The 13,437-nt window shown below is 34.7% G+C and carries 18 protein-coding genes; 6 read left to right on the top strand and 12 right to left on the bottom strand.

Annotated elements, in window-relative coordinates; translation table 11 throughout:
* The first annotated feature begins 3 nt into the window (after positions 1-3).
* Positions 4-210, top strand: a complete 207-nt coding sequence (locus ACSSV5_RS08580) for a hypothetical protein (RefSeq protein WP_454245546.1) — start codon at positions 4-6, stop codon at positions 208-210.
* A 460-nt stretch (positions 211-670) separates the two neighbouring features.
* Here the strand turns inward: ACSSV5_RS08580 and ACSSV5_RS08575 are convergent, their stop codons facing one another.
* The 11 genes from ACSSV5_RS08575 to cyoE form a co-directional block, all read right to left on the bottom strand.
* On the bottom strand, positions 671-1,456 hold the full coding sequence (locus tag ACSSV5_RS08575; RefSeq protein WP_454245545.1) for an O-methyltransferase: 786 nt from the start codon (positions 1,454-1,456) through the stop codon (positions 671-673).
* Positions 1,457-1,529: 73 nt separating this feature from the next.
* Positions 1,530-2,432 carry a DMT family transporter gene (locus ACSSV5_RS08570; RefSeq protein WP_454245544.1) on the bottom strand — a complete coding sequence of 301 codons (903 nt, stop codon included), beginning with the start codon at positions 2,430-2,432 and terminating at the stop codon, positions 1,530-1,532.
* Positions 2,425-2,775 (bottom strand): arsenate reductase family protein, encoded by a 351-nt coding sequence (locus ACSSV5_RS08565; RefSeq protein WP_454245543.1) that lies wholly within the window; start codon positions 2,773-2,775, stop codon positions 2,425-2,427. Before ACSSV5_RS08565 ends, ACSSV5_RS08570 begins: the two co-directional genes overlap by 8 nt.
* A gap of 11 nt (positions 2,776-2,786) precedes the next feature.
* Positions 2,787-3,029 carry a hypothetical protein gene (locus ACSSV5_RS08560; protein ID WP_454245542.1) on the bottom strand — a complete coding sequence of 81 codons (243 nt, stop codon included), beginning with the start codon at positions 3,027-3,029 and terminating at the stop codon, positions 2,787-2,789.
* Positions 3,030-3,045: 16 nt separating this feature from the next.
* Entirely contained in the window at positions 3,046-3,582 is a 537-nt protein-coding gene (locus ACSSV5_RS08555; protein WP_211065339.1) for a DUF420 domain-containing protein, read from the bottom strand.
* 2 nt (positions 3,583-3,584) lie between these two features.
* Entirely contained in the window at positions 3,585-4,265 is a 681-nt protein-coding gene (locus tag ACSSV5_RS08550) for an SCO family protein (protein ID WP_454245541.1), read from the bottom strand.
* A 6-nt stretch (positions 4,266-4,271) separates the two neighbouring features.
* Positions 4,272-4,928 carry a hypothetical protein gene (locus tag ACSSV5_RS08545; RefSeq protein WP_454245540.1) on the bottom strand — a complete coding sequence of 219 codons (657 nt, stop codon included), beginning with the start codon at positions 4,926-4,928 and terminating at the stop codon, positions 4,272-4,274.
* 82 nt (positions 4,929-5,010) lie between these two features.
* Complete coding sequence (locus tag ACSSV5_RS08540) at positions 5,011-5,376, bottom strand: cytochrome C oxidase subunit IV family protein (RefSeq protein WP_211065342.1); 366 nt, start codon at positions 5,374-5,376, stop codon at positions 5,011-5,013.
* A 21-nt stretch (positions 5,377-5,397) separates the two neighbouring features.
* Positions 5,398-6,387, bottom strand: coding sequence for a cytochrome c oxidase subunit 3 (locus tag ACSSV5_RS08535; RefSeq protein WP_454245539.1), 990 nt, complete (start codon positions 6,385-6,387; stop codon positions 5,398-5,400).
* Between the two features lie 44 nt (positions 6,388-6,431).
* Positions 6,432-7,013 (bottom strand): cytochrome c oxidase subunit 3, encoded by a 582-nt coding sequence (locus ACSSV5_RS08530; protein WP_211065344.1) that lies wholly within the window; start codon positions 7,011-7,013, stop codon positions 6,432-6,434.
* Positions 7,004-7,906 (bottom strand): heme o synthase, encoded by a 903-nt coding sequence (gene cyoE, locus ACSSV5_RS08525; RefSeq protein WP_211065345.1) that lies wholly within the window; start codon positions 7,904-7,906, stop codon positions 7,004-7,006. Before cyoE ends, ACSSV5_RS08530 begins: the two co-directional genes overlap by 10 nt.
* Before the next feature lie 338 nt (positions 7,907-8,244).
* Between cyoE and ACSSV5_RS08520 the strand changes: the two genes are divergently transcribed.
* A complete protein-coding gene (locus ACSSV5_RS08520; protein WP_454245538.1) occupies positions 8,245-8,937 on the top strand; it encodes a zinc metallopeptidase in 693 nt (230 codons plus the stop codon).
* 3 nt (positions 8,938-8,940) lie between these two features.
* Positions 8,941-9,963 (top strand): uroporphyrinogen decarboxylase, encoded by a 1,023-nt coding sequence (gene hemE, locus ACSSV5_RS08515; protein WP_454245537.1) that lies wholly within the window; start codon positions 8,941-8,943, stop codon positions 9,961-9,963.
* A gap of 21 nt (positions 9,964-9,984) precedes the next feature.
* On the opposite strand, the gene ACSSV5_RS08510 is transcribed toward hemE, so the two are convergent.
* On the bottom strand, positions 9,985-10,722 hold the full coding sequence (locus tag ACSSV5_RS08510; RefSeq protein ID WP_211065348.1) for a TerB family tellurite resistance protein: 738 nt from the start codon (positions 10,720-10,722) through the stop codon (positions 9,985-9,987).
* A 198-nt stretch (positions 10,723-10,920) separates the two neighbouring features.
* Here ACSSV5_RS08510 and ACSSV5_RS08505 point away from each other — a divergent pair, with 198 nt between their 5' ends.
* The 3 genes from ACSSV5_RS08505 to ACSSV5_RS08495 all read left to right on the top strand — a co-directional run bounded on the left by ACSSV5_RS08505 (position 10,921) and on the right by ACSSV5_RS08495 (position 13,437).
* Positions 10,921-12,060 (top strand): Mrp/NBP35 family ATP-binding protein, encoded by a 1,140-nt coding sequence (locus tag ACSSV5_RS08505; protein WP_454245536.1) that lies wholly within the window; start codon positions 10,921-10,923, stop codon positions 12,058-12,060.
* Positions 12,061-12,062: 2 nt separating this feature from the next.
* Positions 12,063-12,308 (top strand): NifU family protein, encoded by a 246-nt coding sequence (locus tag ACSSV5_RS08500; protein WP_454245535.1) that lies wholly within the window; start codon positions 12,063-12,065, stop codon positions 12,306-12,308.
* A 67-nt stretch (positions 12,309-12,375) separates the two neighbouring features.
* Complete coding sequence (locus tag ACSSV5_RS08495) at positions 12,376-13,437, top strand: NAD(P)/FAD-dependent oxidoreductase (RefSeq protein ID WP_454245534.1); 1,062 nt, start codon at positions 12,376-12,378, stop codon at positions 13,435-13,437.

Here is a 13,437-nt window from a genome sequence, read left to right as displayed (position 1 = left end):
CCTATGAAATTAAATCTTAAATATATCATTTTAATTGCTTTTGTTTTTCTGTCTATCAATGTCGTTTTAGCTCAAGGACCGCCACCGCCAGATGGTGGTGGTGGATCTGGTACTACAAATGATGTTGGTATCAACTTTTTGATTTACCCATTTTTGATTTTAGGTTCTGTTTTAGGTTATTTCTTTTTTAATAAAAGAAAAACAGACTAAAGGCTTTTTTCTTTCTGAGAGATTGTATGGCAGTAAAACTTAGAACTTACAGGGAAGAAATTGAAATCATAGAAAATGCATAAATCCATTCACCATCGAATATTTGCAAACCTTAGCTATGGAAAATGCACAATCCTAACCGTTTCAACTAATGAAATTTAGGTCACTCAGAGTGATTTTAGATAGAATATTCTTCATGCCGAATATTGTTTTTAAATGTCTCCTGTATGAATCCTTAAAAAAAAATAGCCTGCCTTTGGCATGATATCTTCATCTTTTTTTGTTTCTTTTCTTTTTGAAGTAATTTTTATTAAAGTGACGTTTATCTCGATGATATCTCAACTTTTTATTTCTATTGTTATTGATTAAAACCAAAACAAACAGTATTGCAATGGCCACAATGAGAATAATAAGTTGCGTTAATTCAGAAAGGTTTTTTAAAAACTCCATAGTTTCGGGTTTAAAACAAACAACGGATTTTAAAATCTTGTTTGCTCAATTCGGGTTTAAAAAAGACAATACCCCAAAAATACAAATCTAAACTCACTTTGACCTCTTTATCTTTGCAAATCAACTGCCAAGCCTCTTGCATTTCTTTAGACCAATAAATATCGTCTAAAATGACAATAGAATTATGATGGGTATGTTTTTTTAGTTGACTAAAATAATCAAGTGTAGCTTTTTTTTGGTGATGACCATCAAGATAAATTAAATCATAAGTTTTATATGCTGACAAATTATTTATATAAGACTGAAAATCAGTGTTGTGAGTTTTGATATTCTTCAGACCATAGGTATTGAAACAACTTTTAGCAAAAGCAAAAGTATTTGGACAAGCTTCAACGGTATCTACACAATTTTGAGGTTGGTTGACTGCCATACTCAAACTTCCTAAACCCACAGATGTTCCAAGTTCTAAGGTATTTTTAACTTCAAAATAATCTACAATTTTATTCATCAGCTGAGATTGATGAAGTCTCATGCCTGCGTTTTTGGCTATTGTTTTTACTCGGCGTTTTGATGTTTTAAAGTGCTGAGAGCCTTCGCCAAAATCAATCATTTGTATGATATCATCAGATTTTAAGATAGGTTTTCTCGCATCTTGAAGCTTGTCTAATGCCGTTTTTGATATTTTAGAATACAAACACTTGGTGATGAAATGATACACAAACGGTGAATGCACGCCGTGTTGGTTTTTTGATTTTAATAAAAAATTAAAGAAAGTTTTAATCCTGAACCAATCCATGAAACCTTATAAGATTAAAAATAAGACGTAAAGGTAAGATTTGTTGATAAATAAAATACAAACTTTCACCATATCAACTGTTCTCTCGCTTCCTTGCCCGTTTCCTACTAACCATAAAAACACCAACAAACACGAGAATTCCCGCAATCACCTTTATAAAATTGAGTTGGTCAGCTCCTGAAATAATGGCAAAGGCAATGGCGATTAAAGGTTGTAAATATACAAACACGCCAATTGTTGATGCTGAAAGTTCTTTAAGGGCATAAATATTGAGTAAATAGGTTAAAACCGTAGTTCCTAAAACCACAAATCCCATTCGCCAAATGGCTGAAAATGGCAAAGACGCCCATTCTACGTCAGTAAATTCACGAATACCAATCGGAAAATTGATGATGACGGCAATCAAAAAAAACCATTTTAATAAAGTAATACTACTGTAGCGAGCTGTTAGTGGTCGGACAACTATGAGATATAAACCGTATGATAAAGCATTGACAATTATCATGGCATTACCAAGTGGAATATTTGGAGCATCAGCGGTAGAAACTGTACTAAAAATGACCAACATCAACGCACCGACTAAACCTAAAACGGCTCCTGAGGCTTTAAGCCAAGTGATTTTTTCTCGAATTAAAACCGCTGACAATATAAACACTAATATCGGCGAAATTGTAACAATCACTGAAGAATTGATAGGTGTTGATAAACTCAAACCTTTAAAAAACAACAGCATATTGACAAACATTCCTAAAACCGTACATAAAATAATTCGCGACCAATCACGACGTTGAATAGGTTCAGATTTTACAAAAAGACTGATCAGCCAAAAAATGACTGCCGCACCCAAAACGCGAAGCATCACAAATCCAAAAGCTTCTATTTGATCTGGCATTAAACCTTTAGCAAGAGTATGGTTGACTCCGTAAATAAAACTTGCTCCTGTAGCAGCAAGAATTGCCCAAATGCGCTTATTCACCAAGATGAGCTTTTAAAGCTTCTACAACTTTTTTAGAATTGCCTATAAAAACTTGATTCCCATCAATAAAAATCGGACGTTTGATAAAAGAATAGTGTTCGAGCAACAATGCTTTATAATCTTCTTCTGATAGGTCTTGATTTTTAAGCCCACGTTTTTGCCAAAGCTGTGCCCGACGATTAATCAGAGCTTCATAACTATCGACGTGTTGTCTTAACAACTCAATATCTTCTTTAGATGCTGGTGTTTTTTTAGTGTCTTGCAACTCAAAACCTTCGGTGTTGACTTCAGATAAAATACGTTTACAGGTATTACAAGTCGAAAGGTAAAGGACTTTTTTCATTGAAATGTTTTTTATGATGATACGCTTTGTGACTTTTTCTTTTGCTTCTGATGCGTTCTATAGATATAATAGCCCAAACCACCCATGAGCAGATAAGGAAAAGCCATTAAATAGACAATGCCATTATTAATGCCTTCGGCGGCAGAATTATCGGCGTTGCTTTCTAAAACCGCTCGACACATTGAACATTGGGCAAATGTTGAATCTGCCATTAAAATCAAAACAAATACGAGAAATAGTCTAAAAACTTTCATAGGACTACAAATTTAATCAATAATATGGTTGCATAAAAACATACACCAAAACTCCTGTTATTGCAACATACATCCAAATTGGGAACGTCCATTTGGCAATTTTTTTATGTTTTTCATATTGTCCTGTTAATCCGCGATACATTGTAAACAAAACCAGTGGTATGATGATTCCTGACAATACAATATGTGTGATTAAAATAAAAAAGTATAAATATCGCATCCAACCTTCACCACCATAAGGCACAGGTTCGTGGCTGATTTTTGAAATGACATAACTCACTAAAAACACCACCGAAAGCCCAAAAGCTGAAATCATCACATTGCGGTGTAAAATTATTTTTTGATTTTTAATAAGCAGATAACCTACAAACAACAAAATGGCCGTCAAGCCATTAATAACGGCGTGAAAAAAAGGAAAAGTGCCAACATCCAAGCCGAGAATATTGGTTCTGGTATCGAGGTTCATCAATAAGATAACAATCAAAGGCACAGCTACTGATAAGGCAATTATCAAATAAACTGTAAAGCGATTAGGTGAAATTTTAGATTTCATAATTATTCTTTAAGCAATTGGTTGATATCTTCTATCAAAATATCGATTTGTTGTTTTTCGCTAAAGCGATTTTGGTCTGCATCATATTCTACTGCACCTTGATAAAATACAATAGGGTTGCCATTGGCATCGCGTCGGCTTCTCAAATAGCCTTGTTTATCAATCAACGCAAAAAATCCAGAATGCTCAAAACCACCATCAGCTCGGGATTCTTGTTTGGCATACAAATTAAAACCGTTGTTGGCCAACGACATAATTTTATTCATTTCGCCAGTCATCAAATGCCAATTAGGATGTTTCACACCTATTTTTTTAGCATATCGTTTAAGTTGTGCTACGGTATCATTGAAAGGATCAATGCTGATTGATGCGATTCCGAATTGATCTTGGCCGTAAAATTTACGTTGAATTTGCACCATATTTTTATTCATAATCGGACAAATGGTTGGGCAAGTTGAAAAGAAAAATTCAACCACATAGACTTTGTTGTTATAATCTTGGTTGGTGATGGTGTCTCCATTTTGGTCTATAAGTTTAAATTGCGGCACTTGTCGTTTTTGGCCATTAAGAGTGATATAAGCCAAGTCTTCTTGTTTAGAACGGCTTTGAGATTCTTTGAAAACCCAAATCCCAAAGATTATCACAACCACTGCAAGTCCGCTGTATTTGATATATTTTTTCATCCTACTTTACTCTTTTTCATCCTTATTGTATTTTTTTAAAGCCAGACGGTATTCTGCCAAAATCACTTTAACGTCATCATTCATTTCATCACTGAGTTCAGCGACGGAAGACATATCATAGGCGTAACGTTTAGTGCCGTCTTCATCTTCCAAACGCCCTCTGAGATTTCTATTTTTATCAATGATAAATGCCTGGTTGGTACTTTGAAATTTATCGAGCCTCAAGTCGGTTTCTAAACTTTCAAAAAGAGCTTGAGTTTGCTGTTTATCGAGCTCAACAAAAAACCACTTATCAGCATCGGAAGTATAATTTAAAGCTTCTACAAAACTCTCAACCTCAGCTTCTTGGTCAGGAGCAATCACACTGATAAATTGTAGATCTTTAAAATCTTTATAACGGTCGTAAATTTTTTCTTTAAGGTTGAAGGCAAATGCTTTTTTGGTATCGACATCAGAACCCAAAAAACTGAGAATGGTGATTTTGTCATCAAAACTAACTAGGCTGTCTTTGAATATGCTGTTATAATTATCATCGATTAAAACATTTTCACTTAGCGTGTCAAGTTTTGCAAAATGATTAACGCCACTGGCAAAAAACATATAGGCAAACAAGGGTAGTATAAATAATATACTAAGAACAATATGTTTTTTTTGAATTATCATAATTTACAAAAATAAAAAAGGCAGTCTTCAAATGGACTGCCTTATCGATGATTTAACCAATTTTTATACTATTTAATATCGTTTAAAAATCCCATGTGATATGACCATTAGTATATACATCTTCAATGTAGCCACCTTCAATTAATAATATGGCAACCAAATAAGAAATTAAGAAGACGGCAGTCCAAACTACAGCTCGTCTTAAGCCTTTGGTTTCATGCTCCATATGCATAAATGCCCAAGTAATGTAATAGGCTTTTATTATGGTTAAAATGATAAATATCCAGTTTAATATTGGTGTATTAATAAGTTTAGTTTCAACAAAAAAAGTTGGTCTTAAATAACCAAAAAAGACTTCAACAATCGTTAAAACCGAAAGGATGATAAATACCGACCAAATGCGTTTTTTTGCTGAAGATGAGTCCTGTGTTGTTGTGTCGTGAGTCATATCGAATATCGTTTAAAAAAATTATACCAAATAGAAAAATGTAAATACAAATACCCAAACCAAATCAACAAAGTGCCAATAAAGGCCTACTTTTTCAACCATTTCGTAGCTACCGCGTTTTTCATAAGTACCCAGTAATACATTAAGGAAAATTATAGTTAAGATAACCACACCAGAAAAAACATGAAAACCGTGAAAACCAGTAATGAAAAAGAAAAAATCTGCAAACAAAGGTGCACCGTATTCATTTTTGGTCAAGTTGGCACCTTCAATAATACCTATGCCTCTGTTGTTGAGATAGTCTAATGAAGTTTGTCGATCTAATATAGTTTTATGCCCATTTTCATCTAGCTTCATCGTGCGGATTTTAAGGTTTTCTTTGGCAGTAAAACCTGTTTTAATTTGCTCTAAAGTAAATTTAGGTATGGGCTTTTCATCTTTTTTATACCAAATTCCTACGGCTTCTGTATGCCGTTGTCTATGGCTTTTGTTTTCACCCATAGCCACATTTTCTAAAGCCACGCGTTTGCCGTCGGCATCAACAAATTGAAGGATTTTTCCGCTTCGTGTTTCAACGGCACCGTATTCTCCTTTGATAAATTTTGACCACTCCCAAGCTTGAGAACCTAAGAAAATTGAGCCACCAAGAATGGTTAACGCCATATAAATTATCACTTGGTTTTTCTTCATATGATGACCTGCATCAACGGCTAAAACCATCGTCACAGATGAAAATATCAAAATAAATGTCATCAAAGCCACATAAAACATCGGTGCATCTACACCATGTAAAAAAGGAAAATGGTTGAACACCTCATCAGCAATTGGCCATTCGGAAGAAAATTTGAATCTTGAAAATCCGTATGCTGCCAAAAACCCAGAAAAGGTCAATGCATCAGATAATATAAAAAACCACATCATCATTTTGCCATAACTGGCTTTTAGCGGTTGTTTTCCGCCGCCCCAAAGTTTTCCTTCAGTTCCTGTTTTTGCAACAGCAGTCGTATCCATAGTTTAGGTTTTATTTAAGAATTAGGCAAAAATAGTTAAATTTATTATTTATAGAAACTTAAAAATAAAAACAAAAATAACCACAATACATCTACAAAGTGCCAAAACGTTGTACCTATTGTAAATCCAAGCATTTTGTTAGAATTGTATCGTTTTCTAAAATGATTATAAATTAGCACTAAAAGTACAATAATGCCAGCGGATAAATGTACTAAATGTGCCATCACCAAAACATAAATGTATGATGAATTAATGGTACTGGTTTCTCCAGTAAAATAATAACCGTTTTCAATTAAGGTTTCAAAGCCTTGTAATTGTAAGCCGACAAAAGAAGCCCCTAATAAAAATGTAATAAATAAGAATAACGAAGTGAGTTTTCTGTTATTTGATTTTAAAAATTTTTTTGATAAAAAAAGCGTTAAACTGCTCAATACAATCACAACGGTGCTGACGCTAAATATTTCTGGCAACTCAAAGTCAGACACCCAGTCAGGGCGTTTACTGCTTACCACATAGGCACTGGTCAATCCCGCAAAGGTCATGACCATACTGATGATACCAAACCACAACATCATCTTTTTGGATCGATCTCTTTTTTCTTGTTCTGAACGCTCTTCTATAGCCATATTCTAAATATTTTATCTCCTACGTAAACCAATTGTATTAAAGTTATATATGTTACACTGGCTAACATTAATTGTTTAGCCGATTTAGTGTCTCTTTTTTGGTAAAGCCGAATTGCAAAAAACAGCATTATTAAGCCTAAAAGTAAAACAATTACTGCTGAAATTATGGTCAATTTTAATTCGCCAGTAACACCAAACACAGGAATGATGGAAACTGCAATCGTCCAAACACAATATAAAATAATTTGAATGGCAGTGCCTGTATCTCTTTTGCCTGTTGGCAACATAAAAAAACCACCACTTTTATAATCGTCGTACAACCACCAACCTAAAGCCCAAAAATGAGGAAATTGCCAAAAAAATTGAATCATAAACAAAGTACCAGGTTCTATCCCAAAATTGCCTGAAGTAGCTACCCAACCTAACATAAATGGAATTGCTCCTGGAAAGGCTCCAATAAAAACAGATAGTGGTGTTTTGGTTTTTAAAGGCGTGTAAATCGCCACATAAATAAAAATAGAAACACCTCCAAAAAAAGCAGTTGTCGGGTTGATGATATACAACAATGTCAAACCGATTAGAGTTAAAACCACTGCGGTAATCCACGCGATGCTAATCGGCATTCGTCCACTGGGCAAAGGTCGGTCTTTGGTTCGCTTCATCAATGCGTCTAAATCTTTTTCTATAATTTGATTAAACGCATTTGAAGCCCCAACCATAGCATAACCGCCAACAAACAACAAAGCAAAGGTCAAGGATTCAAATTGTTGAGCACCTAACACATAACCCGCCAAAGACGAAAACACAACGCTTAAAGATAAACGGTGTTTAGTGAGGGTTTTAAATTCACTCAACCATGATATTTGAGCAGTATGCGTAATGGCTTCTGACAATTGTAATTTTTTGCAAAGATAAAATTTAAAACACGGTTTTTGGCTTGTATAAATCTTAATCTTTTCTAAGTTAAATTTTTAGTACATCAATGGCAAAATTAATACATTATACCTTCATCTTTTAATTAGAGTATCCTCATTCTTCTAAAAACTTACAGGGAAGAAATTGAAATCATAGAAAATGGATAAATCCATTCACAATCGAATATTTGCAAACTTTAAATACAAGATGACATCAATCTTGTTAAGCATTAGGTAAAAATGTCAGTGTTTTATAAATTGGTAGTATTTTTGCCGTTTAAAAATTAAATTGTTTTAATTTAAACAAATAAAATATTATGATGTCCTATTATATTCTTATCGGAGCCATTATGTTGGTCAGCTGGTATGTCAGTAATAAACTGAAATCAAAATTTAAAAAATACTCTAAAATTCAATTAGAAAATGGCATGAGTGGAGCTGAAATTGCTCGTAAAATGTTAGCAGATCACCATATTACTGATGTAGAAGTTATTTCAACACAAGGCAGATTGACTGACCACTATCATCCAACTAAAAAAACAGTTAATCTTAGCGAAAGTGTTTATAACCAACGCAATGCTGCTGCAGCTGCTGTTGCCGCACACGAAGTGGGTCACGCTGTTCAACATGCCAAAGCTTACAAATGGTTAGAGATGAGAAGCCAATTGGTGCCTGTTGTAAGCGTAGCTTCTCAATTGAGTCAATGGGTGATTTTTGGCGGTATCATTTTGATGACTATGGTTTCAGTAGGTGTTGGCCAAATGGTATTATTGGCAGGAATTATCATGTTTGGTTTAGGTACACTTTTCAGCTTCATAACCTTGCCAGTAGAATACGATGCGAGCAACCGTGCTTTAGCATGGCTTAAAAGCAATGGTATCGTCAATACTGACGAATATGCTTATGCAGAAGACAGCCTTAAATGGGCTGCAAGAACTTATGTTGTGGCAGCTGTTGGTTCATTGGCAACTTTATTATATTTTATCACGATTTATTTAGGAAGAGACTAATTTATGCTTAAAAACGATTTATTTCTCAGAGCTTTAAAAGGTGAAAGCGTAGAACGTCCACCTGTGTGGATGATGCGTCAAGCTGGTAGATACTTGCCAGATTTTATGAAACTCAAACACAAATACGATTTTTTTACCCGTTGTCAAACTCCCGAATTAGCAACCGAAATTACCATCATGCCTGTTGATCAAATCGGTGTTGATGCTGCGATTTTATTTAGCGATATTTTAGTCGTTCCACAAGCGATGGACATTGAATTTGAAATGAAACCTGGCATAGGACCTTGGTTGTCAAATCCAGTTAACAGCGAAAAGCACATCAACGAAGTCAACATTCCTGATGTTCACGATCGATTAAGTTATGTATTTGAAGCCATAAAATTGACTAAAAAAACTTTAGACCATCGCGTGCCATTAATTGGTTTTGCAGGATCGCCGTGGACAATTTTTTGCTATTGTGTGCAAGGTCAAGGTTCTAAAAATTTTGATAAAGCCAAAGCATTTTGTTTTTCACGACCAGATTTGGCTCATGATTTATTGCAAAAAATCACAGACACTACTATTGCGTATCTCAAGGCTAAAGTTGAAGCTGGAGTAGATGCTGTTCAAATTTTTGATTCTTGGGGTGGCATGTTATCACCTAATGACTATCAAGAGTTTTCGTGGCGATATATCCAACAAATTATCGATGCTTTGAAAAATGATGCTCCAGTTATTGCTTTCGGAAAAGGCTGTTGGTTTGCCCTTGAGCAGATGTCAACGTCTGGAGCGTCAGCCATAGGTGTAGATTGGACGTGTTCGCCTAAAACAGCACGAAAGTTGACAAACAATCAAATCACATTACAAGGAAATCTTGATCCATCGCGACTTTTATCTCCTCCAAAAATCATCAGAAAAATGGTGCATGAGATGATTGATGAATTTGGAAAAGATAAATATATTGCCAATCTCGGTCATGGTATTCTACCCAACATACCTGTTGATCACGCTCAAGCTTTTGTTGATGCTGTAAAGTCTTATGAATGATTTTATTATTTTAATCAATTTTTAAAACCCGCGTTCTTTCTGCAATTGCTCGTAAGCTTCTTGCACTTTATTAAATTTTTCTTTTGCCCCTTTTTGATAGGCTTCATCCATGTTTTGTAGTTTATCTGGATGATATTTTTTCACCATTTTTCGGTAAGCTTTTTTAATTTCGGCATCACTTGCTTCTTCGTCAATTTCAAGAATTTTATAGGCTTCATCAGCAGATTTGACAAACATAGCCTTTATGCTTTCAAAATCTCTGTAACTGATCTGAAAATGACGTGAGATTTCATGTATTTTGTTGATTTCTTTCTCACTAATATGACCATCAGCTTGACCGATATTAAATAAAAAATGAATGATTTGAAGCCTGACTTCATATCTTACTCTAGGTCTTAAAAACTGACAAATATTACTGGCTGAAATCTGTCGTTTTTTGATAACCTCATTAAAAGTTTTAAAAGTTGCATTGGCTCTTTCCTTACCGTAAGCTTGCACAAAATACCCGCGAACATAATCCAATTCCTTTTGGCTTACACTGCCATCGGCTTTAATCACTAAACTTGCTAATGACAATAAATTTAATTCAAAATCGCCAGGAGAAACACTTTGCCTGCTTTGAAAAACATCACCAAAAGACTGTTGACTTCTTTTAGGCATAAACACTAAGTCTAACATGCTTCCTATTAAATAGCCAGCTAAAGCACCGACAAAACCACGAAAAAAAAAGCCAATAATAGCACCAACCCACTTTAACATAACAAAACAATATGATTGCAAATATAAAGGCAATATTACATTATGCTAAGGTTTTTATTGAGAATTAAACTTATATCATTTAAGCTCAATTCATAGAATGTTAGTGTATCATTAAAATTTAAGACTTTAAAATTCATTTCTTTAGATAAGCCTTATATTTGCATTTTAATCTAATCTAAATAATAAAAACACAATTCTGTGCAATTAAAAAAAGAAGATATATACAAAGCTTTAGAAACCATCAGCGTAGCTGGTGAAGGTCAAAATATGGTTGAAAGCGGTGCTGTTCAAAACATCATCACTTTTGCAGATGAAGTCATTGTGGACTTAAAATTATCAACACCAGCTCTACATATTAAAAAACGTGCAGAAGTTGATGTCATGAAAGCCATTCATGAGCACGTTTACGAAAAAGCAAAAGTAAAAGTCAACGTCAAAGTAGATGCACCTAAAGAGAAAAAAGTTAACGAAATAAAAGGAAAACCCATACCTGGTATTCAAAACATTATTGCTATCGCCAGCGGAAAAGGTGGTGTAGGAAAATCTACTATTACAGCAAATTTGGCCGTCAGCTTGTCAAAAATGGGGTTTAGAGTTGGTTTGCTTGACGCAGATATTTATGGACCATCCATCCCAACTATGTTTGATGTTGAAAACGAAAAGCCACTTTCAGTAAAAGTTAATGGCAAATCTAAAATGAAGCCAATTGAGAGTTATGGGGTTAAAATACTCTCTATAGGATTTTTTACTAAACCCAATCAAGCTGTCATATGGCGAGGACCGATGGCTGGTAAAGCTTTAAACCAAATGATTTTTGACGCCAACTGGGGCAAATTAGATTTTTTATTGGTGGATTTACCTCCTGGAACAGGCGATATCCATTTGTCTATCATGCAATCTATGCCTATTACAGGTGCAGTTATTGTAAGCACGCCTCAAAATGTAGCTCTTGCTGATGCCAGAAAAGGTGTTGCAATGTTTCAACAAAAAAGTATTAACGTGCCAGTTTTAGGAATAGTTGAGAATATGGCTTATTTCACACCTGAAGAATTGCCCGACAACAAATATTATATTTTTGGTGAAGCAGGGGCAAAGCGTTTGTCTGATGACATAAACGTTCCATTTTTAGGCGAAATTCCTTTAGTACAAAGCATTAGAGAATCTGGTGATGTAGGAAGACCTGCAGCCCTTCAAGAAGCAACACCAATTGTTGATGCCTTTGATGAATTAACCAAAAACGTAGTTCAAGAAGTGGTTGATAGAAACGAAAATTTACCACCAACAGATGCGATTAAAATTACAACAATGGCGGGCTGTAGTGCCGTTAAAAACAAATGATTATGACAGGACAAGAATTAAAACATAATGTAGAAAATGCACTTGAAGAAATCAGACCTTTTTTGCAAAATGATGGTGGAGACATTGCCTTACTTGACATTGAAAACGATGACACAGTAAAAGTTCAACTCTTAGGCACTTGTGTTGGTTGTAGTGTCAATCAAATGACACTTAAATCTGGTGTTGAAATGACCATCAAAAAACACGCTCCACAAATCAGGTCTGTGATCAATGTAGAAACTGAGTGATTTATGACTGAAGTCAGTTTAAAGTAGTTGATAATTTAAAACATTTGTATTTCTAAATTTTAAATTTATGATTGAGACAGATATACTAATAATAGGTGCAGGGCCAACTGGGTTGTTTACAGTATTTGAAGCAGGTTTGCTAAAACTCAAGTGTCACTTAATAGATGCCTTACCTCAACCAGGTGGTCAGTTGAATGAATTGTATCCCAAAAAACCTATTTACGATATCCCAGCATTTCCTGAAATTCTCGCAGGCGATTTGGTAAACAATCTTATGGAGCAAATAAAACCCTTTGAACCTGGCTTTACTCTTGGAGAAAGAGCTGAAGATATAGAAAAATTAGATGATGGCAGTTTTATCGTTACCACAGATCAAGGCACAAAACATCATGCCAAGATTGTTGCTATTGCTGGAGGTTTAGGAAGTTTTGAGCCACGAAAACCACCTATCCCAAAACTTTCAGATTATGAAAACAAAGGGGTTTCATATATGATTAAAAACCCTGAAGTTTATCAAGATAAAGACGTAGTCATAGCAGGTGGTGGTGATTCAGCCTTAGACTGGAGTATATTTCTATCTGATGTTGCTTCAAATGTAACTTTAATTCATCGAAGAAACGAATTTAGAGGAGCTTTAGAATCCGTAGATCGTGTAAAAGAATTGAAAGATATGGGCAAAATAAAACTCATCACCCCAGCAGAAGTCATTGATGTTAATGGTAACGGACATTTAGAGAATGTAATAGTTAGAAAAAACAATGATCCCGATGAAAATTTTGAACTGAAAACCGATTATTTTATTCCGCTTTTTGGACTTTCGCCAAAATTAGGACCTATTGCTAATTGGGGATTAGAAATAGAAAAAAACGCCATAAAAGTGAACAATAGTTTAGATTATCAAACCAATATTCCAGGGATTTATGCCATAGGCGATGTCAATATTTATCCTGGTAAACTCAAGCTTATTTTATGTGGTTTTCACGAAGCTACACTCATGTGCCAAAGTGCTTATCAACGTATAAATCCTGATAAAAAATATGTTATGAAATATACCACAGTTGGTGGTGTTACAGGCTTTGACGGTAGCAGAAAACAAGCACCTAAATCCGTTGTTAGAAGCATAGATTAG

It is taken from the genome of Psychroflexus sp. MBR-150, from assembly GCF_053628795.1.
This window is presented reverse-complemented; position numbering and strand designations above follow the sequence as displayed.